The 23,313-nt window shown below is 51.6% G+C and carries 21 protein-coding genes; 11 read left to right on the forward strand and 10 right to left on the reverse strand.

What is annotated here, in order from left to right; all coding sequences use genetic code 11:
• The first annotated feature begins 11 nt into the window (after positions 1 to 11).
• Positions 12 to 1,460, forward strand: coding sequence for a tRNA uracil 4-sulfurtransferase ThiI (gene thiI, locus HV107_RS15400; protein ID WP_182059820.1), 1,449 nt, complete (start codon positions 12 to 14; stop codon positions 1,458 to 1,460).
• 119 nt (positions 1,461 to 1,579) lie between these two features.
• Here thiI and yajL read toward each other — a convergent pair whose 3' ends face one another.
• Together yajL and panE are read right to left on the reverse strand one after the other, a co-directional pair.
• Complete coding sequence (yajL, locus tag HV107_RS15405) at positions 1,580 to 2,173, reverse strand: protein deglycase YajL (protein WP_182059821.1); 594 nt, start codon at positions 2,171 to 2,173, stop codon at positions 1,580 to 1,582.
• On the reverse strand, positions 2,136 to 3,047 hold the full coding sequence (gene panE, locus HV107_RS15410; protein WP_182059822.1) for a 2-dehydropantoate 2-reductase: 912 nt from the start codon (positions 3,045 to 3,047) through the stop codon (positions 2,136 to 2,138). Before panE ends, yajL begins: the two co-directional genes overlap by 38 nt.
• Before the next feature lie 124 nt (positions 3,048 to 3,171).
• Here panE and HV107_RS15415 point away from each other — a divergent pair, with 124 nt between their 5' ends.
• On the forward strand, positions 3,172 to 3,663 hold the full coding sequence (locus HV107_RS15415) for a YajQ family cyclic di-GMP-binding protein (protein ID WP_182059823.1): 492 nt from the start codon (positions 3,172 to 3,174) through the stop codon (positions 3,661 to 3,663).
• A 32-nt stretch (positions 3,664 to 3,695) separates the two neighbouring features.
• On the opposite strand, the gene HV107_RS15420 is transcribed toward HV107_RS15415, so the two are convergent.
• From HV107_RS15420 to HV107_RS15455, 8 genes are all read right to left on the reverse strand, one after another.
• Positions 3,696 to 5,057 (reverse strand): MFS transporter, encoded by a 1,362-nt coding sequence (locus HV107_RS15420; protein ID WP_182059824.1) that lies wholly within the window; start codon positions 5,055 to 5,057, stop codon positions 3,696 to 3,698.
• A 149-nt stretch (positions 5,058 to 5,206) separates the two neighbouring features.
• A complete protein-coding gene (cyoE, locus tag HV107_RS15425; protein WP_182059825.1) occupies positions 5,207 to 6,094 on the reverse strand; it encodes a heme o synthase in 888 nt (295 codons plus the stop codon).
• 11 nt (positions 6,095 to 6,105) lie between these two features.
• Positions 6,106 to 6,432 carry a cytochrome o ubiquinol oxidase subunit IV gene (locus HV107_RS15430; protein ID WP_182059826.1) on the reverse strand — a complete coding sequence of 109 codons (327 nt, stop codon included), beginning with the start codon at positions 6,430 to 6,432 and terminating at the stop codon, positions 6,106 to 6,108.
• Entirely contained in the window at positions 6,432 to 7,046 is a 615-nt protein-coding gene (locus HV107_RS15435; protein WP_014069119.1) for a cytochrome o ubiquinol oxidase subunit III, read from the reverse strand. Before HV107_RS15435 ends, HV107_RS15430 begins: the two co-directional genes overlap by 1 nt.
• Entirely contained in the window at positions 7,036 to 9,027 is a 1,992-nt protein-coding gene (gene cyoB, locus HV107_RS15440) for a cytochrome o ubiquinol oxidase subunit I (protein ID WP_182059827.1), read from the reverse strand. The genes HV107_RS15435 and cyoB overlap by 11 nt, the downstream gene beginning before the upstream one ends.
• Positions 9,028 to 9,043: 16 nt before the next feature.
• The gene (gene cyoA / locus HV107_RS15445) at positions 9,044 to 9,991 is read right to left on the reverse strand and encodes a cytochrome o ubiquinol oxidase subunit II (protein ID WP_182059828.1); all 948 of its coding nucleotides are present in this window, start codon (positions 9,989 to 9,991) and stop codon (positions 9,044 to 9,046) included.
• A 479-nt stretch (positions 9,992 to 10,470) separates the two neighbouring features.
• Complete coding sequence (gene ampG / locus HV107_RS15450) at positions 10,471 to 11,946, reverse strand: muropeptide MFS transporter AmpG (protein ID WP_182059829.1); 1,476 nt, start codon at positions 11,944 to 11,946, stop codon at positions 10,471 to 10,473.
• Between the two features lie 46 nt (positions 11,947 to 11,992).
• Positions 11,993 to 12,571, reverse strand: coding sequence for a lipoprotein (locus HV107_RS15455; protein ID WP_182059830.1), 579 nt, complete (start codon positions 12,569 to 12,571; stop codon positions 11,993 to 11,995).
• A gap of 305 nt (positions 12,572 to 12,876) precedes the next feature.
• Between HV107_RS15455 and bolA the strand changes: the two genes are divergently transcribed.
• The 9 genes from bolA (at position 12,877) to HV107_RS15500 (ending at position 23,249) form a co-directional block, all read left to right on the forward strand.
• Entirely contained in the window at positions 12,877 to 13,194 is a 318-nt protein-coding gene (bolA, locus tag HV107_RS15460) for a transcriptional regulator BolA (protein ID WP_041162004.1), read from the forward strand.
• Positions 13,195 to 13,526: 332 nt separating this feature from the next.
• The gene (gene tig / locus HV107_RS15465) at positions 13,527 to 14,825 is read left to right on the forward strand and encodes a trigger factor (RefSeq protein WP_182059831.1); all 1,299 of its coding nucleotides are present in this window, start codon (positions 13,527 to 13,529) and stop codon (positions 14,823 to 14,825) included.
• Positions 14,826 to 15,085: 260 nt separating this feature from the next.
• Positions 15,086 to 15,709 carry an ATP-dependent Clp endopeptidase proteolytic subunit ClpP gene (clpP, locus tag HV107_RS15470; protein ID WP_014069126.1) on the forward strand — a complete coding sequence of 208 codons (624 nt, stop codon included), beginning with the start codon at positions 15,086 to 15,088 and terminating at the stop codon, positions 15,707 to 15,709.
• A gap of 127 nt (positions 15,710 to 15,836) precedes the next feature.
• Positions 15,837 to 17,111: an ATP-dependent protease ATP-binding subunit ClpX gene (gene clpX, locus HV107_RS15475; RefSeq protein ID WP_010428107.1), complete on the forward strand. Its 1,275-nt coding sequence runs from the start codon at positions 15,837 to 15,839 to the stop codon at positions 17,109 to 17,111.
• A gap of 183 nt (positions 17,112 to 17,294) precedes the next feature.
• Positions 17,295 to 19,649 (forward strand): endopeptidase La, encoded by a 2,355-nt coding sequence (lon, locus tag HV107_RS15480; RefSeq protein ID WP_182059832.1) that lies wholly within the window; start codon positions 17,295 to 17,297, stop codon positions 19,647 to 19,649.
• Between the two features lie 210 nt (positions 19,650 to 19,859).
• Positions 19,860 to 20,132, forward strand: a complete 273-nt coding sequence (hupB, locus tag HV107_RS15485; protein WP_002444653.1) for a nucleoid-associated protein HU-beta — start codon at positions 19,860 to 19,862, stop codon at positions 20,130 to 20,132.
• 212 nt (positions 20,133 to 20,344) lie between these two features.
• The gene (ppiD, locus tag HV107_RS15490) at positions 20,345 to 22,216 is read left to right on the forward strand and encodes a peptidylprolyl isomerase (protein ID WP_182059833.1); all 1,872 of its coding nucleotides are present in this window, start codon (positions 20,345 to 20,347) and stop codon (positions 22,214 to 22,216) included.
• Between the two features lie 148 nt (positions 22,217 to 22,364).
• Positions 22,365 to 22,751, forward strand: a complete 387-nt coding sequence (locus HV107_RS15495) for a helix-hairpin-helix domain-containing protein (RefSeq protein WP_182059834.1) — start codon at positions 22,365 to 22,367, stop codon at positions 22,749 to 22,751.
• Positions 22,752 to 22,850: 99 nt separating this feature from the next.
• Positions 22,851 to 23,249 (forward strand): YbgC/FadM family acyl-CoA thioesterase, encoded by a 399-nt coding sequence (locus HV107_RS15500; RefSeq protein ID WP_014069130.1) that lies wholly within the window; start codon positions 22,851 to 22,853, stop codon positions 23,247 to 23,249.
• The last annotated feature ends 64 nt before the right edge of the window (positions 23,250 to 23,313 follow it).

Genomic DNA, 23,313 nt, shown 5'->3' on the forward strand with positions numbered 1-23,313 from the left:
ACATTGCCGCCATGAAGTTTATCATTAAATTGTTCCCTGAAATCACTATCAAAAGCCAATCTGTGCGTTTGCGCTTTATTAAAATTTTGACCGGGAACATCCGTAACGTTCTGAAGCATTATGACGAAACGCTGGCCGTTGTTCGTCACTGGGATCACGTTGAAGTTCGCGCCAAAGACGAAAACAAGCGTCTTGATATCCGCGACGCGCTGACCCGTATTCCGGGGATCCACCATATTCTTGAAGTGGAAGATGTCCCGTTTACCGACATGCACGACATCTTCGAAAAAGCGCTGGTGCAGTATCGCGACCAGATCGAAGGTAAAACCTTCTGTGTCCGCGTGAAGCGCCGTGGCAAACACGAATTTAGCTCCATTGAAGTGGAACGTTACGTGGGCGGCGGTCTGAACCAGCACGTTGAGACTGCGCGCGTACGCCTGACTAACCCGGACGTGACCGTTAACCTGGAGATCGAAAACGATCGCCTGTTGTTGGTGAAAGGTCGTTATGAAGGTATCGGTGGTTTCCCGATCGGGACGCAGGAAGATGTGTTGTCCCTGATTTCCGGCGGTTTTGACTCCGGTGTTTCCAGCTACATGCTGATGCGTCGTGGCTGTCGCGTTCACTACTGCTTCTTTAACCTGGGCGGCGCGGCGCATGAGATCGGTGTCCGTCAGGTGGCGCATTACCTGTGGAACCGCTTCGGCAGCTCGCACCGCGTGCGTTTTGTGGCGATCAACTTTGAGCCAGTGGTTGGCGAAATCCTCGAAAAAGTGGACGACGGCCAGATGGGCGTGGTGCTGAAACGTATGATGGTGCGTGCAGCGTCAAAAGTGGCGGAGCGTTACGGTGTGCAGGCGCTGGTAACCGGTGAAGCGCTGGGCCAGGTGTCCAGCCAGACGCTGACCAACCTGCGTCTTATCGATAATGTGTCTGATACCCTGATCCTGCGCCCGCTTATCTCTCATGATAAAGAACACATCATCGACCTGGCGCGCGAAATCGGCACCGAAGATTTTGCCCGCACCATGCCGGAATATTGTGGCGTTATCTCAAAAAGCCCAACCGTTAAGGCGGTGAAAGCGAAGATTGAAGCGGAAGAAGAGAACTTCGATTTCGCTATTCTGGAGAAGGTGGTGGCGGAAGCGTCCAACATCGATATCCGCGAGATTGCACAGCAGACCGAACAGGACGTGGTTGAAGTTGAAACCGTCAGCGGTTTTGGCGCTAACGATGTGATCCTGGATATCCGTTCCATCGACGAACAGGATGCCAAACCGTTGAACGTCGAAGGCGTTGAGGTGATGCCGCTGCCGTTCTACAAGCTGAGCACGAAATTTGGCGACCTCGACAAGGGCAAAACGTACCTGCTGTGGTGCGAGCGTGGCGTGATGAGCCGCTTGCAGGCGCTGTATCTGCGCGAGCAGGGCTTTGCTAATGTGAAGGTGTATCGTCCGTAGCATTTTGTCGGGGAGTGCGGCCTGATGCCTCACCCCGGCCCTCTCCCACAGGGAGAGGGAGAAAAGATGAGCACGTGTAGGCCGGGTAAGGCGTAGCCGCCACCCGGCTTTTTTACGCTCTAAGCTTCGTAGTAATTATAAATTCCCGCCGGCATGACCAGCGACGATGCGACCTCGTATGCCTTTTCACGCCCGACCAGCAGGTCAATAATCTTCAGCGCAAAATCAATCGCGGTTCCCGGCCCCTGGCTGGTGAGCAGATTGACGCGCGGATCCCAGACCACGCGTTTATCGACCCACTGGTCTTCCGGGATACGGTCTTTCAGTGTCGGGAAACCGGTCATATTGCCTATCGGGAAAATATCGTGCGGAACCAGCACCGTTCCGGCTGCGGCGCAAATTGTGGCGACGATACGGCCAGAGAGATGAAACTGCCTGACCGTTTCGACGAGCAGTGGGCTGTCGCGAAAACACTCCGCTCCCTTCAGGCCGCCGGGCAGAACGATAATGTCATAATCACCATCAGCCACCTGTACCAGCGGGGCATCTGCGAGGATTTTCACCCCACGTGAGCAGGTGATAGCCAGGTTACCGTCGCTGGCAACGCTCGCGGTGGTGACATTAATACCGCCCCGCACCATCAGGTCGATGGTGGTGACGGCTTCCATTTCTTCGCTACCAGGGGCGAGGCATACCAGTGCCGACGCGCTCATACTCACTCTCCTTACGTTTAACCAGGTCATACAGGCGGGCGTTTTCCGGTACGGCAATACCGTGCGCACGGGCGCGTTTTAACAGATAGCCGGTGATGTAGTCTATCTCGGTGTGGCGCAACGCCCGAACGTCCTGCAACATCGAAGAGATATTTTCTGCCGTACTATCAATAACCTGCTCGACATAATAGCGTAAATCGTCTGCCGAGGTGTGTAAGCCTTCACGTTCGATAACAGAGGCAACTTCAGCACACAGGGTTGTGACCTCTTGCAGATGGTTTTTTAGCTCGCCGTTAGGGCAATCCCACAGCGCCGTGAGCGGGTTGATGACGCAATTAACCGCCAGTTTGCGCCACAGTTGAGGACGAATGTTGTTGTGCCAGGCGACGTCTGGCAGCACCTTTTGCAGAACGTCAGCCAGATAACTGTAGTCACCATCCTGTTCGCGAGCCGGGCCAATATGGGTGACGCCGCTGGCGACATGCACAATGATATTGCCATCACGCCGTGCGGCATGGGTGGTTGTCGCCATCAGCAGCGGCTGCGGGATGCTTTTCAGCTCATCAATGGTTCCCATGCCGTTATGCAGCAGCAGGATGGGCGATGTCGGGGGCAGTTGAGCCGCGAGGGTTTTCACCGCATCCGATACCTGCCACGCTTTGAGCGTGACCAGCAACAGGTCGCTTTGCGCCAGGAAATCAGGATCGTTTGCAGTGAGTGATTCGTTAAAGATGCTTCCGTCTTCATCTATCAGGTTTACACTACAGTAGGGCTGGGGCACACGCAGCCAACCTTGTACCTCGTGTCCGTGTTTGCATAGTGCCGTCAGCCATAGTTGACCAAGGGCTCCGCATCCAAGCACTGTAATTTTCATTGTTCCTCCTCACCTGCAACTGCGCCAGGTGTTACGGCCTAAGTATAGCGCCGTCAGCTAAGCTTCTCGTTATGCCTCGTTGCGGGTATTATGCAACGCAACAAAAATGAAGGGAGAAGAAAAGATGCCATCTTTCGATATTGTTTCCGAAGTTGATATCCAGGAAGTTCGTAACGGCGTAGATAATGCAAGCCGTGAAGTTGAGTCACGTTTTGATTTTCGTGGCGTAGAGGCGACTTTTGAGCTGAACGATGCAAATAAGACTATCAAGGTTCTGAGCGAGTCTGATTTCCAGGTCAATCAGCTGCTTGATATTCTGCGTGCCAAATTGCTGAAACGCGGCATTGAAGGCGCGTCTCTTGATGTGCCAGAAGAGTTCGTACATAGCGGTAAAACCTGGTTTGTTGAAGCCAAACTGAAGCAGGGCATTGAGAGCGCGGTGCAGAAAAAGCTCGTTAAGCTCATCAAAGACAGCAAGCTGAAAGTGCAGGCGCAAATTCAGGGTGAAGAGATCCGTGTTACCGGGAAATCCCGTGACGATCTGCAATCCGTTATGGCGCTGGTTCGCGGCGGCGATCTGGGACAACCGTTCCAGTTTAAAAACTTCCGCGATTAAGACAAAAATGCCCGGTTGAACCGGGCATTTTTTCAGGCTTTCAGCGCCTGCTCTACTTCAAAGCGGTTGGTCACTTTGCTGTCAATTTTGACATACGCACTGCGTTCATCCGGCACAATCATCACTTCGTTCACGCCGTCTGTAGCTTCCAGGCGCTGCTTCAGCGCATCACTAATTTCAACGTCAGCCGGGATTTCTACGCGCAGGCTACTGACATAGCGCGGCTCTTTCATGGTACTGGCGACCAGCAGCCAGATCATTGCCAGCAGCGCGCCTGCCAGGAATACGGTTTGCGAATCAAACAGGCCACCCACCCAGCCGCCGAGCGAGCCACCGATAGCGACGCCGATAAACTGGCTGGTGGAGTAAATGCCCATTGCCGTGCCTTTATATCCCGCTGGTGATTCTTTGCTGATAAGCGAGGGCAGAAGGGCTTCCATCAGGTTAAATGCCAGGAAGAAGAGCTGAACGCCCGCCACCAGTTCCCAGAAGTGCGGGCCGGAACCCCACAGCACGATCTCCGCAATCAGCAGTAGTGCAACGCAGGCGAGAAACACGCGTTTCATCTTGCGCTTCACTTCGGCGTAGATGATAAATGGCACGACGGAGACGAACGAAATCAGCATGGTCACCAGATAAATTTTCCAGTGCTCAGACGCCGGGAAACCCGCTGCCGCCAGCTGGCCCGGAAGGGCAACGAAGGTCGACATCAGCAGAATGTGCAGGCACATAATGCCAAAATTCAGCTTCAGCAGGCGCGGCTCGACAATGACTTTGCTAAAGCAGCCTTTGACCATGCCGGACTCACGGTTCAGCACGTGGTTTTTGCTGTCCGGCACGACCCACAGCGTTAACGCAATACCGATGGTCGCCAGAATGGCAATCATCCAGAACAGCGCATGAAGACCGAGTTTATGCGTAATGATCGGGCCGAGTACCATCGCAATCGCAAAGGTCACGCCAAAGCTCACGCCAATAAACGCCATGGCTTTGGTGCGATTTTGTTCGCGTGTTAAATCCGACAGCAGCGCCATTACGGCCGCAGCAATCGCCCCGGAACCTTGCAACGCGCGGCCAAGAATAATGCCCCAGATAGAGTGGGAGAGGGCGGCTATTACGCTGCCGAGCACAAAGACCAGTAGCCCGCCGACAATCAGCGGCTTACGGCCTACGCGGTCAGAAAGCAGGCCAAAGGGGATCTGGAATACCGCCTGCGCTAAACCATAGATACCAATCGCCAGACCAATCAGCGCTTCGCTGGCGCCTTGCAATGCCATACCGTACGTGGTCAGAACAGGCAGGACCATAAACATGCCAAGCATCCGTAGCGAGAAAACAGTCCCTAAACCCCAGGTCGCGCGCAATTCGCCTGGCGTCATTTTATTATCGTTCATTGCCACCTCAGTTCAAAAGCAGGCCATAGTGTAGTGCGGGGAAGGGGCGGGGTAAATAAAGGGTTATTTAACAAATATTACATGCGGTATTAATAGATTCAGTGAATAAAAAAGGGTGCCGAAGCACCCCTTTATTCACCTGTTATGGCTTACCAGACGTAAGTCAGCAGGTTGTGCGAATCTGGGACCATAAAGTCTACAGACATCATTACGGACAACGAGGTGATAGCAACGATTGAGAACACAAACAGTTTGCGTGCCCAGACTTTGTCATCTTCCACTTTGTAACCACGCAGGGCCATACCGAGCCACCAGACGCTTACTGCGGCTGCCACCACCAGATATTTGTATCCAGCGTAACCGCCCAGAGAGAGCATCAGTGTCGCCACTGCAAAGGCAATGATGTACAACGTGATATGGTTTTTAGCAACCGAGATACCTTTCACGACCGGCAATACCGGGATGTTCGCTGCCTGATAATCCTTGAAGCGGAAAATCGCAATGGCGTAGGAGTGCGGCATCTGCCACAGGCTAAAGATAGCCAGCAGGATAAGCGCACCGCTGTCGAACTCGTTCGTGACGGCACAGTAGCCAATCACCGGCGGCGCAGCGCCGGAGAGAGAACCAATCAGCGTACCGTAGACGGAGTGACGTTTCATATACAGGCTGTAAACGCCCACATAAACCACGAACCCCATCACCCCCAGCCAGCAGGCCAGAGGATTAGCACCAAACCACAGCAGCATAAAGCCAGCAATACCCAGCAAGGTGGCGTACACCAGCGAGACGGAAGGGGCTATCAGGCCTTTAACCAGCACCCGATTTTTAGTCCTTTCCATCTTCTTGTCGATATCCATGTCGATGTAGTTGTTAAATACACAACCGGACGCAACAACCAGTGACACACCGACCAGCGTGGAAATAAAGAGGGTGTAATCAATGCTGCCTTTAGAGGCCAGCAGGAACCCTCCGATCACGGAGATCAGGTTGCCAAAGATGATGCCTGGTTTCGTTACTTGCAGGTATTGCTTAAACATACTCGCCGCTCTTAGTGAACCATCATGTTGTAGTTGAGGTTCCACATAATCCAGATGGAACCGACTACCAGGATAGCGATGATAATCACGGTAAAGACAAAGGCAGTCATATTCCAGCCTTCATCGGACTTGGTGTTCATGTGCAGGAAGCAAACCAGATGCACCAGAATCTGCACCACTGCAGTGACCAGGACAGTGCCCAGAATCGCCGCGTGAGAAGCAGTACCGCTCATCACCATCCAGAACGGGATAACCGTCAGGATGATCGACAGGATAAACCCTGTCATGTAGGTTTTTACGCTACCGTGGGAAGCGCCATGATCAGTTGAATGACTCATTACATCGCCCCCATCAGATAAACAACAGAGAACACACAGATCCACACAACGTCCAGGAAGTGCCAGAACAGGCTCAGGCACATGATACGCGTACGGTTAGTGCTGGTCAGGCCGCGACGGGATACCTGGAACATCAGTACCGCCATCCAGATCAGACCAGAGGTAACGTGCAGACCGTGAGTACCTACCAGCGCGAAGAACGCAGACAGGAAGCCACTACGATCCGGGCCCATACCTTCAGCAATCAGGTGATGGAATTCATAGAGTTCCATCCCGATAAATCCAGCACCAAACAACCAGGTCAACGCCAGCCAGGAGACAACCTGGCTCTTGTTGTTTTTGTACATGGCGATAGCCGCCATGCCGTAGGTGATGGAGCTGAATAACAGCAGTGCGGTTTCTACCAGAACGAACGGCAGTTCAAAAATGTCCTTACCGGTCGGGCCGCCAGCAGTGCCGTTCACCAGAACGGCATACGTCGCGAACAGACAGCAGAACAGAATGCAGTCGCTCATCAGGTAGATCCAGAAACCGAATACTTTCGTCGGCCCTGTATCGTGGTGCGCATGGTCATGCGCGTGGGCAGTTGAGTGTGCCAAAGTATCAGTTGCCATTTTTCAGCCCCGCTTTAGAAATCTCATCGAAATGCTGGTTTTCCAGTTTTTCGACTTCACGGACTGGTACGTAGTAGTCCACGTCCTCGTCAAAGCTCTTCACAATCCAGCTGATCACGATGCCGCCAAAGCCAACAATCGCCAACCACCAGATGTGCCAGATCATTGCGAAACCAAATACCGTTGCGAAGGCGGCAATAACAATGCCCGCGCCGCTGTTTTTCGGCATGTGGATCTCTTCGTAATGAGCAGGTTGCTTGTACGCTTCACCTTTTTCTTTCATTTCCCAGAATGCGTCGCGTTCATGGATCTGCGGCACAATGGCGAAGTTATAGAACGGAGGTGGAGAAGAGGTCGCCCACTCCAGCGTACGGCCGCCCCATGGGTCACCGGTCAGGTCACGGTTCTGTTCGCGGTCGCGAATAGACACGTAGTACTGAATCAGCTGGCATGCGATACCGCAGGCAATCAGCACCGCACCACATGCTGCAACAACCAGCATTGGGTGGAACTGTGGATCAATCTGCTGGCTCAGACGACGGGTCATACCCATGAAGCCCAGCACATACAGCGGCATAAACGCAACGAAGAAGCCGATGATCCAGAACCAGAACGCGCGAATACCCCATTTTTCGTTCAGCGTGAAGCCGAACGCTTTTGGCCACCAGTAAGTTACGCCAGCGAAGCATCCGAAGACCACACCACCGATAATAACGTTATGGAAGTGCGCAATCAGGAACAGACTGTTGTGCAGAACGAAGTCAGCACCCGGTACAGCCAGCAGTACGCCGGTCATACCACCCACGGAGAAGGTCACGATGAAGCCGATGGTCCACAGCATTGCTGAGTGGAACACGATGCGACCCTGATACATGGTGAACAGCCAGTTGAAGATCTTAACCCCGGTAGGGATTGCGATAATCATGGTGGTAATACCGAAGAAGGCGTTTACGTTCGCGCCCGCACCCATGGTGAAGAAGTGGTGCAGCCAAACGATGAACGACAGAACGGTAATACACACAGTTGCCCACACCAGAGAGGTGTAACCAAACAGGCGCTTACGCGAGAAGGTTGCTGCGATTTCGGAGAACACACCGAACACAGGCAGAACCAGGATGTACACTTCCGGGTGACCCCAGGCCCAAATCAGGTTGATGTACATCATCATGTTGCCACCCATATCATTCGTGAAGAAATGGGTGCCCAGGTAGCGGTCCAGGGTCAGCAGCGCGATGGTGACAGTCAGAATCGGGAATGAAGCAATAATCAGGATGTTGGCGCACAGAGATGCCCAGGTAAACACTGGCATCTTGAACATGGTCATGCCAGGGGCACGCATCTTGATAATGGTCACGAAGAAGTTAATACCGGTCAGGGTTGTACCGATACCGGAGAGCTGAAGCGCCCAAATCCAGTAGTCGACACCTACGCCAGGACTGTATTCAATTCCTGAAAGCGGCGGGTACGCCAGCCAGCCGGTCTGTGCGAATTCGCCCACACCCAGTGACAGGTTAACCAGGATTACACCGACAACCGTGAACCAGAAGCTCAGGTTGTTCAGGAACGGGAACGCAACGTCGCGCGCGCCGATTTGCAGCGGCACAACCACGTTCATCAGACCGATAACCAGCGGCATCGCCACGAAGAAGATCATGATAACGCCGTGAGCGGTAAAGATCTGATCGTAGTGGTGCGGCGGCAGGAAGCCCGCTTCGCCCGCAGAGGCAAGCACCTGCTGGCTACGCATCATGATAGCATCCGCAAAGCCACGAATTAACATGACGATACCGACGACGCAGTACATGATACCGAGTTTTTTGTGGTCAACCGAAGTCAGCCACTCGTTCCACAGGTAGCTCCACTTACCGAAGTAAGTGATTAAGGCCAGTAAGGCCGCACCACCGATGATAATTGCAGCCACCGTAACCACGATAATGGGTTCATGGTAGGGCACTGCATCCAGTGTCAATTTTCCGAACATTTTCTTCCTCGGCCCCTTAGTGAGCGGTTTCCGCGTGGCTCATGTCCATGCCTTCCATACCTTCGTGCGCGCTATGCTCGCCTTCAGGCTGGGACATATTCATGCTCTTGCCGTGGTCCATAAATTTGCCAACAACATCTTTGAACAAATCTGGTTTCACGTTAGAGAAGTACTCCACCTTGTTGTATTCGCTAGGTGCAGCCACTTTGTCGAACGCCGCCATGTCAGACATGGTGTTCTGGGACTGTTTCGCTTTTTCAACCCACTGGTCGAATGCGGCACGGTCCGGCGTCGCGATAGCTTTGAACTTCATACCTGAGAAGCCCGGGCCGCTATAGCTGGCGGAGATACCATCGTAGGTGCCTGCTTCATTCGCGATCAGGTGCAGGTTAGTCTGCATCCCAGCCATCGCGTAAATCTGGCTACCCAGACGCGGGATGAAGAAGGAGTTCATCACGGAGTTGGAGGTCACTTTGAACTGAACCGGAGTGTTCGCCGGGAAGGCGATTTCATTCACGGTAGCAATGCCCTGTTCCGGATAGATGAAGAACCATTTCCAGTCCATGGAGACGACTTCGATGGTAATCGGTTTTTCATCGTGAACCAGCGGTTTGCTTGGCTCAAGCGCGTGAGTGGTTTTCCATGTCAGCACGGCAAGGAACAGGATGATCAGAATAGGCACAGTCCAGACCACAGCTTCCACTTTATTGGAGTGTGACCAGTTAGGGCTATACTTCGCATCTTTATTGCTCGCACGATACTTCCAGGCGAAACCAACAGCCATCAAAACGGCAGGAATAACCACAATCATCATCAGGCCAAATGCCGTCAGAATCAATGAACGTTGTTCCAGTCCAATCTGTCCTTTGGGGTCAAGTAGTGCAGAATCGCAGCCACTGAGTAATACAGTGCCTGCAAATAATGACAACCATCCCAAACTTTTATTGTATTTCCTGAGTCTCATTTAACGACCTCAATTCCACGGGAGTCTGGTGGCGTTTAAAGTGTGGGGGCATTTTACGGGAAGGTTACATTACTGTAAACATCATTAGACCTGTGTCAGGAAGGTGTTACCGGGTTCTGCCGCACATGTCACAAGTGTTGCAAATTATGTCGATTTTTAAGGTGAAAGCCGCGTGGTACGGGCGTTATAACGAAAGGACCCCCAAGCATACCCTAAAAGGGGCAATTGGTATAACCATTATCAAAAATATACAAAAAATTAACAATTAATTATCAATAAAAAGACAACTAAAAAACGAAAATTCAATCTTTCAAATGCTGAATCGTTTAATGAAAAATAGCTCACTGGAATGGGCTCCAATAATTTCCAAATTCTATCCCGCACAAAACAACAAATATTTTTTTTACCGACTGGCGGTTATTTCACCGTTATAATTTCGCTTAGTGATTACAACGAGAAATAACCTTTCGTTTTTTACTTCAGGTTGTGGGCATTTTACGTAATGCCAGGAAATCGAGCGCACAGCCAGTCAGGATCCCGGCGATAGCCAGCAGGGCTCCAGCGTTGAGCAGAAGGGCTTCGAAGGGAAGCGTAAGAGGGGTTGTTGCATTAACAATTAACACCACGAGCCATAATGCGAGCGCCAGGCAACCCACCATCAGCAGGCGTAAAGCAAATCGATAGGCGTGTTGATATTCGGTACGCGGCATAAAATGTTCGGTTTTCTGCGTATATTCCAGCGTCTGACGACAAACCAGTAACAATAAGATCCCCGGAACCGCAGCGACAACCGAGAAAAGATAGAACGTCGGCCAGCCGTGTGCTTCAACAAACCAGCCAGCTATCGGGCCTACATATACACGCCCTACGGCAGAAAGCGCCGAGAGCAGGGCAAACTGGGTGGCAGAAAACGACTTGTTGCACAAGGTCATCAGCAGCGCGACAAATGCCGCGGTCCCCATGCCACCGCACAGGTTTTCAAAGAAAACGGCGGTGGCCATGCTGATCATGTGCTTGTCGGTAATTGAAAGCATCCAGTAACCGGCGTTTGAAATGCCCTGCAAAATACCGAAGATTAACAGCGCCCGGAACAGCGTCAGTCGCTGCATCAACACACCGCCGTACAGTGCGCCGACGATGGTGGCAAAAAGCCCCAGCGTTTTGTTGACCACGCCGACTTCACCCGCATCAAACCCGACGCCACGGATCAGGAAGGTGGTCGTCAGGCTCATGGCGAATGCATCGCCAAGCTTATAAAGGACGATCAGCAGCAGGATTAGCCAGGCATTATTGCGGCCAAAGAAGTCACGCAGGGGTTCGGCCACCGCCTGTTCCAGGGAACGAGGAACAGGGATCACATCACTCGGTTCGGGTGCGAAAAGGGTGGCGATAATGCACGGGATAAGCAGGGCGGCCATCAGCCAGTACATGCCCTGCCAGCCAAGGTAACGGTCGGCAAGCCACAGCGCCAGCCCGCCGGAAACCAACATGCCCAGACGATAGCCCAGCACGCTGATAGCCGCGCCAGCACCGCGTTCCTCTGCGGGCAGAACGTCCGTTTTCCAGGCATCAAACACGATGTCCTGAGAGGCCGAACAGAATGCAATCACCACGGCCAGTGCTGCCATCCAGCGCAACTGGGTGGCTGGCTCAAGGAACCCCATGGCGGCGATCGCCAGCAACAGCAGAACCTGGGTCATCACCAGCCAACCGCGACGACGCCCCAGGAACGGTGGGGTGTAGCGATCCATAACCGGCGACCACAAGAATTTGAAGACGTACGCCTGCCCAACCAGAGAGAAGAAACCGATGGTTTTAAGATCGATGTTTTCTACGGTCATCCAGGCCTGAAGCGTGCCTGAGGTGAGCGCGAGCGGTAAACCGGAGGCGAAGCCAAGGATCAGCAGAATGGCTGATTTCGGTTGCTGGAAAATGCGTAAGTAGCGACTGGACATGAGCATATAGCGCTGACCCGGCGAAACGCCGGGTCAGGAAGCAGGATTAACGAGCGTTCTGCTTGATAAAGTCGTGGATGCTGGTGTCCTGAGCCATGTCGGAGATGGTGTCGGTCAGCACGCTGTTAACAGCGTCAGCAATATTTTTGTTGGAAGCCTGGAAAGCACCTTCAACGGAGTAGCTGGCGCGGTAGTTTTTGTTCATCTTATTGCCGTTCTTCGCGGTAGCGATGATGGCGATATCCGCTTTGGTGGCGATGTTGTAACGCACGTTACCCTGGGAAACGTCTGCATAGAGGTTGTTCACGATGATCTGCAAATCAACAGCACCGCTTGGGCCAATCATATAACCGCGTGCGGTCATTTGTTTCTCGAGCACTTCCTGCAACAGGAAGCGCAGGTCGCGGGAGGCGGTCAGCGTTACCTGCTGGTTGTCGCGCGTCACTTTTGCCAGTGCCTGATCCTGACGCTGGTCTGCACCGTTAATGCTGACGGTCACGCCCATCAGGCTAGGATCCTGCTGAGGCAGGGTGATTTTTGGTGAGACATCAATCGTTGTTGGCGGGGTAGCGCAGCCTGCCAGCATAAAAAGTGCTACCAACGGAAAGAAGAGTTTTTTTAACATTTTCGGGTTCTCAACGAATCGTAAGCATATAGAGAGAAAAATTGCCGCCATCATAACATCGCCAACGGCCAGGGGAAGTGGTCAACGCATGTAAATTCATCGTCTTGTCTGAAAACTGACCAGCTTAGTGTTTTTCTCCGCCCGTGAATGACAAAACGTATGAGCCTCACAGTGAACTTCATCCGTTTGGCTGAGAAAATCAGACGAAAGCTAAATATTTGTTGTGTTGTTGTAATGGAAACGGTAAAAGCGGCTAACATTTAAAGGGATGGGTGACATCTTAGCGTTGTCGGAGGAGTGATTTCATGATGATACGTGAGCAAATAGAAGACAAATTAAGGGCAGCGTTCAACCCCGTTTTCCTCGAAGTCGTCGATGAAAGCTATCGTCACAACGTACCGGCAGGGTCTGAAAGTCATTTTAAAGTGGTGTTGGTAAGTGACCGCTTCGCTGGAGAGCGTTTTCTTAATAGACACCGTATGATCTACGGCACGTTAACCGAAGAACTTTCGGCAACGGTTCATGCACTGGCGCTTCATACATACACAATCAAAGAATGGGAAGGCTTGCAGGATACGGTTTTTGCATCGCCGCCTTGTCGTGGCGCAGGCACCATCGCCTGAAAAATCGTATTTGCAACCGCTGGAGTTTTTCCAGTATGTTGCTAGCAGATTACGTCAAAACGGCCTCCGGGCCGTTTTGTTTTGTCTGAGTTTTGAGCGTATGGTGCGTTTTTAAGGCTAAAAATAGCCTTAAAGTGTGAAAAAAGCCGCAGCAACATACCCTAACCGTTCTCGACTCACCTAAGTGATGCCGCTATAATGCCGCGTCTTAATGAATGTCTTCGGGATGATTCTGGCGACAGGGAATGTGAATCTGCTAAATAGAGAGCATCCCGGTATTGCGAGACAGATTCAGAGTTGACCGAGCACTGTGATTTTTTTGAGGTAACAAGATGCAAGTTTCAGTTGAAACCACTCAAGGCCTTGGCCGCCGTGTAACGATTACTATCGCTGCTGACAGCATCGAAACTGCTGTGAAAAGCGAGCTGGTCAACGTATCAAAAAAAGTACGTATTGACGGCTTCCGTAAGGGTAAAGTACCGATGAATGTTGTTGCTCAGCGTTATGGCGCCTCTGTGCGTCAGGATGTGCTGGGTGACCTGATGAGCCGCAACTTTATCGATGCGATCATCAAAGAAAAAATCAATCCAGCTGGCGCGCCGAACTATGTTCCAGGCGAATACAAACTGGGCGAAGACTTCACCTACTCTGTAGAGTTCGAAGTGTACCCAGAAGTTGAGCTGAAAGGTCTGGAATCTATCGAAGTTGAAAAACCGATCGTTTCCGTGACTGACAAAGACGTAGACGGAATGCTGGACACCCTGCGCAAGCAGCAGGCGAACTGGAAAGATAAAGAAGGCGCTGTTGACGCGGAAGACCGTGTAACCATTGACTTCACCGGTTCTGTAGACGGCGAAGAGTTCGAAGGCGGTAAAGCGTCTGACTTCGTACTGGCAATGGGCCAGGGTCGTATGATCCCAGGCTTCGAAGACGGTATCAAAGGTCGCAAAGCTGGCGAAGAGTTCACTATCGACGTGACCTTCCCGGAAGAATACCACGCTGAAAACCTGAAAGGTAAAGCAGCGAAGTTCGTCATCAACCTGAAGAAAGTTGAAGAGCGCGAACTGCCAGAACTGACTGAAGAATTCATCAAACGTTTCGGCGTTGAAGATGGTTCTGTAGCCGGTCTGCGTACTGAAGTACGTAAAAACATGGAACGCGAGCTGAACGGCGCTGTGCGTAACCGTGTGAAATCTCAGGCAATCGAAGGCCTGGTGAAAGCGAACGAAATCGACGTTCCAGCTGCACTGATTGACAACGAAATCGACGTTCTGCGCCGTCAGGCTGCTCAGCGTTTCGGTGGCAACCAGCAACAAGCGATGGAACTGCCGCGCGAACTGTTCGAAGAGCAAGCTAAACGCCGTGTTGTTGTTGGCCTGCTGCTGGGCGAAGTGATTCGTACCCACGAACTGAAAGCTGACGAAGAGCGTGTGAAAGGCCTGATCGAAGAGATGGCTTCTGCATACGAAGATCCGTCAGAAGTTGTTGAGTTCTACGGTAACAACAAAGAACTGATGGACAACATGCGCAATGTAGCGCTGGAAGAGCAGGCTGTTGAAGCGGTACTGGCGAAAGCTAAAGTGTCCGAAAAAGCGACCTCTTTCAACGAACTGATGAACCAGCAGGCGTAATTTCGTCTCAACGGTTTAAAGTTTGAACAAAAAACCCGTTGCCTTCCGGCGACGGGTTTTTTTTATCGCACCAATAGCCCAGGAAGAGTGCTAAAACGCCCTTTCAGTGTTAGCGTAACAACAAAAGGTTGTTATGCTTGAAATAGGGCGATGCGAACCCCATAAGTATGTAATCACGATGAATGAGACTGGCTGATAATCCGTCCATAAGGTTACAATCAGTACAGCAGGTGTTTTCAATTTTGATCCAGGAGACGGAAATGTCATACAGTGGCGAACGAGATAACTTTGCACCCCATATGGCTCTGGTGCCAATGGTTATTGAACAGACCTCACGTGGTGAGCGTTCTTTTGATATCTATTCCCGTCTGCTCAAGGAACGCGTTATCTTTCTGACCGGCCAGGTGGAAGACCACATGGCTAACCTGATCGTGGCGCAGATGCTGTTTCTGGAAGCGGAAAACCCGGAAAAAGACATTTACCTGTATATTAACTCACCTGGTGGCGTGATCACGGCGGGTATGTCTATCTACGACACCATGCAATTCATCAAGCCGGATGTGAGCACCATCTGTATGGGACAGGCGGCATCCATGGGCGCCTTCCTGTTAACCGCAGGTGCGAAAGGTAAGCGTTTCTGCCTGCCAAACTCCCGCGTGATGATTCACCAGCCGCTGGGCGGATATCAGGGCCAGGCGACGGATATCGAAATCCACGCACGCGAAATTCTGAAAGTAAAAGCGCGCATGAATGAACTTATGGCGCAGCATACGGGTCAATCCCTTGAGCAGATCGAGCGCGATACCGAGCGCGATCGCTTCCTCTCTGCACCAGAGGCAGTTGAGTACGGCTTAGTCGACTCCGTATTGACCCATCGTAATTGATGCCCGCGACGCGAGTGTGCCGCTATACTAAGGTAGGGCGGCACGCTGCTTGAATGCAGCTTGCGTCTGAGAATGGCATTTGCGTCGTCATGTGCGGCACAAAGAACTTAAAAAGAGGTTTGGACTCATGACAGATAAACGCAAAGATGGTTCGGGCAAACTGCTGTACTGCTCTTTTTGCGGCAAAAGCCAGCATGAAGTGCGTAAACTGATTGCCGGGCCGTCCGTGTATATCTGCGACGAATGTGTCGACTTATGTAATGACATCATTCGCGAAGAGATTAAAGAAGTAGCACCTCACCGTGAGCGTAGCGCGTTGCCAACCCCGCATGAGATTCGTCATCACCTTGACGACTATGTCATCGGTCAGGAACAAGCTAAAAAAGTGCTGGCGGTGGCGGTTTATAACCACTACAAACGCCTGCGTAACGGCGATACCAGCAATGGCGTAGAACTGGGTAAAAGTAACATTCTGCTGATCGGCCCTACCGGGTCCGGTAAAACGCTGCTGGCTGAAACGCTGGCACGCCTGCTGGATGTTCCGTTCACGATGGCGGATGCCACCACGCTGACCGAAGCAGGTTACGTGGGTGAAGATGTTGAAAACATCATCCAGAAATTGTTGCAGAAGTGCGATTACGATGTGCAGAAAGCGCAGCGTGGGATCGTTTATATCGATGAGATCGATAAGATCTCCCGTAAGTCCGACAACCCATCCATTACGCGTGACGTGTCGGGCGAAGGCGTGCAGCAGGCGCTGCTGAAGCTTATCGAAGGTACCGTTGCTGCTGTTCCACCGCAGGGTGGTCGTAAACATCCGCAGCAGGAATTCCTGCAAGTGGATACCTCCAAGATCCTGTTTATCTGTGGTGGTGCGTTTGCGGGTCTGGACAAAGTTATCTCACACCGTGTTGAAACTGGCTCCGGCATTGGTTTTGGCGCGACGGTGAAGTCGACGTCTGAAAAACCGAACGAAGGCGAACTGCTGTCGCAGGTAGAACCGGAAGATCTGATCAAATTTGGTCTGATCCCTGAGTTCATCGGCCGTCTGCCGGTTGTCGCAACGCTGAACGAACTGAGCGAAGACGCTCTGATTCAGATCCTGAAAGAACCGAAAAATGCACTGACTAAACAGTATCAGGCGTTGTTCAATCTGGAAGGCGTTGAGCTGGAGTTCCGTGACGAAGCGCTGGATGCCATTGCCAAGAAAGCAATGGTGCGTAAAACCGGTGCTCGTGGTCTGCGTTCGATCGTTGAAGCTGCGCTGCTCGATACCATGTACGATTTGCCATCGATGGAAGATGTCGAAAAAGTGGTTATTGATGAGTCAGTCATTGGTGGTCAAACGAAGCCGCTGCTGATTTACGGTAAGCCTGAAGCACAGCAGGCATCTGGCGAATAATTCACCAAAACATACAAGCAGTTATTAAAAAAGGGGGGATTTTATCCCCCCTTTACTTTTTCCGTATTCATGGCGTTGAATGTGTGGGAAACATCCCCATATACTGCTTACATGTTAATGGTTGTGTGAAGCACAGTTACACAACCTGATTACCTGGCGGACACTAAACTAAGAGAGAGCTCTATGAATCCTGAGCGTTCTGAACGCATTGAAATCCCCGTATTGCCGTTGCGCGATGTGGTGGTTTATCCGCACATGGTCATACCCTTATTTGTAGGGCGGGAAAAATCTATCCGTTGCCTTGAAGCCGCCATGGATCATGATAAAAAAATCATGCTGGTTGCGCAGAAAGAAGCTTCAACGGATGAGCCGGGTGTAAACGATCTTTTCACCGTCGGGACCGTGGCCTCTATTTTACAAATGCTGAAACTGCCAGACGGCACTGTCAAAGTGCTGGTCGAAGGTTTGCAGCGTGCGCGTATTACCACTCTGTCTGACAATGGCGAACACTTCTCTGCAAAAGCAGAGTACCTCGATTCGCCGCAGCTTGATGAACGTGAGCAGGAAGTGCTGGTGCGCACGGCCATTAGCCAGTTCGAAGGCTATATCAAGCTGAACAAGAAAATCCCACCAGAAGTGCTGACGTCGCTGAACAGCATTGACGATCCTGCACGTCTGGCGGATACCATCGCTGCTCACATGCCGCTGAAGCTGGCAGACAAACAGTCTGTGCTGGAGATGTCCGACGTGAATGAACGTCTGGAATATCTGATGGCGATGATGGAATCCGAAATCGATCTGCTCCAGGTTGAGAAACGCATTCGCAACCGTGTGAAAAAGCAGATGGAGAAATCCCAGCGTGAGTACTATCTGAACGAGCAAATGAAGGCGATTCAGAAAGAACTCGGCGAAATGGACGACGCACCGGACGAAAACGAAGCGCTGAAGCGTAAGATCGACGCGGCAAAAATGCCGAAAGAGGCGAAAGAAAAAGCCGAAGCAGAACTGCAAAAGCTGAAAATGATGTCTCCAATGTCGGCTGAAGCGACCGTTGTTCGCGGTTACATTGAGTGGATGGTTCAGGTTCCATGGAATGCCCGCAGCAAGGTCAAAAAAGACCTGCGCCAGGCTCAGGAAATCCTTGATACCGACCACTACGGCCTTGAGCGCGTTAAAGACCGTATCCTTGAGTACCTCGCGGTACAGAGCCGTGTGAATAAGCTTAAGGGCCCAATCCTGTGTCTGGTAGGGCCTCCAGGGGTTGGTAAAACCTCTCTGGGTCAGTCTATTGCCAAAGCGACCGGGCGTAAGTACATCCGTATGGCGCTTGGCGGTGTGCGTGATGAAGCTGAAATCCGCGGTCACCGTCGTACTTATATCGGTTCAATACCGGGCAAACTGATTCAGAAGATGGCGAAAGTGGGCGTTAAAAACCCGCTGTTCCTGCTCGATGAAATCGACAAAATGTCGTCTGACATGCGTGGCGATCCGGCGTCAGCACTGCTTGAAGTGTTGGATCCAGAGCAGAACGTGGCGTTCAGCGATCACTATCTGGAAGTTGACTACGATCTGAGCGATGTGATGTTCGTAGCGACCTCTAACTCCATGAACATTCCGGCTCCATTGCTGGATCGTATGGAAGTGATCCGTCTGTCGGGTTACACCGAAGACGAAAAACTGAACATCGCCAAACGCCACCTGCTGTCTAAGCAGATTGAGCGTAACGCACTGAAAGATAGCGAGATCACGGTTGACGACAGTGCCATTATTAGCATTATTCGTTATTACACGCGTGAAGCGGGTGTCCGTAGTCTTGAGCGTGAAATCTCTAAACTGTGCCGTAAAGCGGTTAAACAGCTGCTGCTGGATAAAACCCTCAAGCACATCGAGATTAACGGCGACAATCTGCACGAGTATCTGGGCGTTCAGCGTTTCGACTACGGTCGTGCGGACAGCGAGAACCGTGTAGGCCAGGTTACCGGTCTGGCATGGACGGAAGTGGGTGGCGATCTGCTGACCATCGAAACCGCCTGTGTTCCGGGTAAAGGTAAGCTGACATACACCGGTTCCCTGGGTGAAGTGATGCAGGAATCCATTCAGGCTGCGCTGACTGTGGTGCGCGCGCGGGCGGAAAAACTGGGTATCAACCCGGATTTCTACGAAAAACGCGATATCCACGTCCATGTACCTGAAGGTGCAACACCGAAAGATGGCCCAAGTGCGGGTATTGCCATGTGTACGGCACTGGTTTCTTGTCTGACAGGGAACCCGGTTCGTGCCGATGTGGCGATGACGGGCGAAATTACGCTGCGTGGTCAGGTTCTGCCAATTGGTGGTCTGAAAGAAAAACTTCTGGCTGCACACCGTGGTGGGATCAAAACTGTATTAATTCCGCATGAAAATAAGCGCGACCTGGAAGAGATTCCGGACAACGTTATTGCCGATTTGGACATCCATCCGGTGAAGCGTATTGAGGAAGTTCTGACTCTCGCATTGCAGAATGAACCCTCAGGAATGCAGGTTGTAACTGCAAAATAGTGACCTCGCGCAAAGAGCGTCAATAAAAACAAGGCTGGTAAGTCATTTCGGACTTGCCAGCCTTTTTTTGTATAGCTAATTTAGATTGCTGATTGGGCTAGCCATCAACAACGGGTGTTGTAAGGTCATGGCAGGCCTGATATAACTGCTGCGCGGTCGCGCTGTGAAGGATTCAGGTGCGATATAAATTATAAAGAGAGGAAGAGAACAGTGAATAAATCTCAACTGATTGACAAAATTGCTGCGGGTGCTGATATTTCTAAAGCTGCAGCTGGACGTGCGTTAGATGCTTTAATTGCTTCTGTTACTGAATCTCTGCAAGCTGGGGACGATGTTGCACTGGTAGGTTTCGGTACTTTCGCGGTTAAAGAGCGTGCTGCCCGTACTGGCCGTAACCCTCAGACCGGTAAAGAGATCACCATTGCTGCTGCTAAAGTGCCGGGCTTCCGTGCCGGTAAAGCGCTGAAAGACGCAGTAAACTGATTGCTTTCTCGTTTCAGGGAAGCTGAAAAGTACAAGGGCGCATCATTTGATGTGCCTTTTTTGTTTGTCCAGACCTGATTTGTTCGAGTTTATGCGAGTTGTGGGCTGACAATTGCCCCGGTTTCTTGTCACAATACGACTTTACGCGCGACGGTCAGGATTTTCCGTCAGCGTCAGGTAACCAGTCACCTACAGCGGAGTGTTGTTACACCATGATGGACAGCTTACGCACGGCTGCTAACAGTCTCGTGCTCAAGATTATTTTCGGTATCATTATCGTGTCGTTCATTTTGACCGGCGTGAGCAGTTACCTTATCGGCGCTGGCGCCAACTATGCCGCAAAAGTGAATGGCCAGGAAATCAGCCGTGGGCAGTTCGAGAACGCTTTCGCGGGTGAACGTAACCGTATGCAGCAACAGCTGGGCGATCAGTTCTCAGAGCTGGCAGCAAATGAAGGTTACATGAAAACCCTGCGTCAGCAGACGTTGAACCGCCTGATTGACGAAGCGCTGCTTGATCAGTACGCCAGGAACCTGGGTCTGGGAATCAGCGACGAGCAGGTTAAAAAAGCCATTATCTCTACTCAGGCATTCCAGTCTAACGGTAAATTCGATAACGCTCGCTACAACAGCATCGTCAATCAGATGGGTATGTCTGCCGACCAGTACGCGCAGGCGCTGCGTAATCAGCTGACGACCCAGCAACTGATCAATGCCGTGGTTGGCACCGATTTTATGCTCAAAGGTGAAACTGACGAGCTGGCTGCTCTGGTGTCTCAGCAGCGTGTTGTCCGTGAAGCAACAATTGATGTTGCTGCCCTGGCTGCGAAACAGCAGGTGAGCGATGACGAAATTAACGCCTACTACGAGCAGAACAAGAACACTTTCGTTGCGCCAGAACAATTCCGTGTAAGCTACATCAAACTGGATGCTGCTGCGTTGCAGGAAACGGCCTCTGACGCGGACATTCAGTCTTACTACGATCAGCATCAGGATCAGTTCACTCAGCCTCAACGTAACCGCTACAGCGTGATTCAGACCAAAACTGAAGCTGACGCTAAAGCCGTGCTGGATGAGTTGAACAAAGGCGCTGATTTCGCGACGGTAGCCAAAGCAAAATCCACTGACATTATCTCTGCAAAAAATGGCGGTGATATGGGCTGGCTGGAAGATGCCACTACCCCGGATGAACTGAAAAATGCAGGCCTGAAAGATAAAGGTCAGCTGTCTGGCGTTATCAAATCTTCCGTTGGCTTCCTGGTTGCACGTCTGGACGATATCGAAGCGGCAAAAACCAAGCCGCTGACTGACGTTCGTGACGATATCGCCTCGAAAGTGAAGCAGGAAAAAGCACTGGATGCCTTCTATGCGTTGCAGCAGAAAGTGAGTGACGCTGCCAGCAATGACAACGAATCACTGGCGGGTGCAGAGCAGGCCGCAGGTGCAAAAGCGGTTGAGACGGGCTGGTTTGGCCGCGACAACCTGCCGGAAGAGCTGAACTTTAAACCGGTTTCTGATGCCATCTTCAACGGTGGTCTGGTGGGCGAGAATGGCACACCGGGTAGCAACTCTGACATCATTACCGTGGACGGCGACCGTGCATTCGTTCTGCGTGTAGCCGAGCATAAAGCAGAGGCGGTAAAACCGCTGGCAGAAGTGAAAGATCAGGTTGTCGCACAGGTTAAACACAACAAAGCGGAACAGCAGGCGAAACTGGATGCTGAGAAGATCCTGGTTGACCTGAAAGCAGGTAAAGATGATGCCCTGAAAGCGGCGGGTCTGAGCTTCGGTGATGCGAAAACGCTGAGCCGCACGGGGCAGGATCCTGTCAGCCAGGCTGCGTTTGGTCTTAACCTGCCTGCGAAAGATAAACCAAGCTTTGGCACAACCTCCGACATGCAGGGTAACATTGTTCTGCTGGCGCTGGATGAAGTGAAAGCAGGTACCATGCCAGAAGCGCAGAAGAAAGCGATGGTTCAGGGCATTACGCAAAACAATGCACAGATCGCGTTCGAAGCAATGATGAGCAACCTGCGTAAAGAAGCCAAAATCAAGCTGGGTGACATCATTACTCAGCAGCAATAATTACGTATCTGCTCGCAGATTTTCGTAACGTACTGCAATATCCAAAGGCCGCTTTCGCGGCCTTTTCCATTTCTGCAATCTGCTGTTTGTACCTGTTTTACGGCGCGGCTATCGTGATGTGGCTGTCAACAAACAAGGAGATAACAGCATGAAACGTGGAATCAAAGCTCTCATCATTACTCTGGCGCTTGCCAGCGGCGGGATTGTACAAGTGGCGAATGCTGCTACGGCAGTCGATAAAACACCGGCGGTACAGGCTAAAGCCGAGTCATCGGTAAATGGGCAAGGGGCTATGCCATCAAAAGCAATGCCTGGCGCGAAAAGCGCGGATGATGATGGTACGCGAGTCAGCATCAATTCGGCTTCTGCTGAAGATCTCGCCCGCGCGATGAATGGTGTCGGGTTGAAAAAAGCGCAGGCCATTGTCAGCTACCGTGAAGAGTATGGCCCATTTAAAACCATCGACGATCTTAAGCAAGTTCCGGGCATGGGCAGTTCACTGGTTGAGCGCAATCTCTCACACCTGACGTTGTAATCACGCAATAACTTGCACGGCGGCAAAAATTTGCCAGGATAAAGAGGTCATACCAGTTATGACCTCTAATCCTATAACAACAGTAAAGGCTATTGCGCTATGCAGACAAAAATCAAAGTACGCGGGTATCACCTCGATGTGTACCAGCATGTGAATAACGCCCGCTATCTCGAATTTCTTGAAGAGGCTCGCTGGGACGGGCTGGAAAACAGCGAAAGCTTTCAGTGGCTGACCGCGCATAACATCGCATTCGTGGTCGTCAACATCAATATCAACTACCGTCGTCCGGCCGTGCTGGGAGATGTCCTTACCGTCACCAGCCAGGTACAGCAGCTAAACGGAAAAAGTGGTGTGTTAAGCCAGGTGGTAACCCTGGATCCTGAAGGGCAGGTGGTTGCCGATGCGCTGATCACCTTTGTCTGTATTGATCTTAAAACTCAGAAAGCGTTGCCGCTGGAAGGGGAGTTGCGTGAAAAGCTGGAGTTGATGATCGTATAGATTTTTGTCTTTTATAAAAGACAAATGGTTTTGTCAGGGATAGAATAATGGACAGGGACTACGT

Source organism: Enterobacter sp. RHBSTW-00175 (genome assembly GCF_013927005.1).
Taxonomy (GTDB): Bacteria; Pseudomonadota; Gammaproteobacteria; order Enterobacterales; family Enterobacteriaceae; genus Enterobacter.

What these genes read in the sequence shown, in the direction of transcription:
- thiI (WP_182059820.1), top strand. Translation starts at nt 12, where the DNA reads ATGAAGTTTATCATTAAATTGTTCCCTGAAATCACTATCAAAAGCCAA.
- clpX (WP_010428107.1), top strand. Translation starts at nt 15,837, where the DNA reads ATGACAGATAAACGCAAAGATGGTTCGGGCAAACTGCTGTACTGCTCT.
- HV107_RS15430 (WP_182059826.1), bottom strand. Translation starts at nt 6,432, where the DNA reads ATGAGTCATTCAACTGATCATGGCGCTTCCCACGGTAGCGTAAAAACC.
- HV107_RS15420 (WP_182059824.1), bottom strand. Translation starts at nt 5,057, where the DNA reads ATGAACGATAATAAAATGACGCCAGGCGAATTGCGCGCGACCTGGGGT.
- HV107_RS15495 (WP_182059834.1), top strand. Translation starts at nt 22,365, where the DNA reads ATGAAACGTGGAATCAAAGCTCTCATCATTACTCTGGCGCTTGCCAGC.
- bolA (WP_041162004.1), top strand. Translation starts at nt 12,877, where the DNA reads ATGATGATACGTGAGCAAATAGAAGACAAATTAAGGGCAGCGTTCAAC.
- tig (WP_182059831.1), top strand. Translation starts at nt 13,527, where the DNA reads ATGCAAGTTTCAGTTGAAACCACTCAAGGCCTTGGCCGCCGTGTAACG.
- clpP (WP_014069126.1), top strand. Translation starts at nt 15,086, where the DNA reads ATGTCATACAGTGGCGAACGAGATAACTTTGCACCCCATATGGCTCTG.
- panE (WP_182059822.1), bottom strand. Translation starts at nt 3,047, where the DNA reads ATGAAAATTACAGTGCTTGGATGCGGAGCCCTTGGTCAACTATGGCTG.
- yajL (WP_182059821.1), bottom strand. Translation starts at nt 2,173, where the DNA reads ATGAGCGCGTCGGCACTGGTATGCCTCGCCCCTGGTAGCGAAGAAATG.
- HV107_RS15500 (WP_014069130.1), top strand. Translation starts at nt 22,851, where the DNA reads ATGCAGACAAAAATCAAAGTACGCGGGTATCACCTCGATGTGTACCAG.
- HV107_RS15455 (WP_182059830.1), bottom strand. Translation starts at nt 12,571, where the DNA reads ATGTTAAAAAAACTCTTCTTTCCGTTGGTAGCACTTTTTATGCTGGCA.
- cyoE (WP_182059825.1), bottom strand. Translation starts at nt 6,094, where the DNA reads ATGTTTAAGCAATACCTGCAAGTAACGAAACCAGGCATCATCTTTGGC.
- lon (WP_182059832.1), top strand. Translation starts at nt 17,295, where the DNA reads ATGAATCCTGAGCGTTCTGAACGCATTGAAATCCCCGTATTGCCGTTG.
- ppiD (WP_182059833.1), top strand. Translation starts at nt 20,345, where the DNA reads ATGATGGACAGCTTACGCACGGCTGCTAACAGTCTCGTGCTCAAGATT.
- HV107_RS15415 (WP_182059823.1), top strand. Translation starts at nt 3,172, where the DNA reads ATGCCATCTTTCGATATTGTTTCCGAAGTTGATATCCAGGAAGTTCGT.
- cyoA (WP_182059828.1), bottom strand. Translation starts at nt 9,991, where the DNA reads ATGAGACTCAGGAAATACAATAAAAGTTTGGGATGGTTGTCATTATTT.
- cyoB (WP_182059827.1), bottom strand. Translation starts at nt 9,027, where the DNA reads ATGTTCGGAAAATTGACACTGGATGCAGTGCCCTACCATGAACCCATT.
- HV107_RS15435 (WP_014069119.1), bottom strand. Translation starts at nt 7,046, where the DNA reads ATGGCAACTGATACTTTGGCACACTCAACTGCCCACGCGCATGACCAT.
- ampG (WP_182059829.1), bottom strand. Translation starts at nt 11,946, where the DNA reads ATGTCCAGTCGCTACTTACGCATTTTCCAGCAACCGAAATCAGCCATT.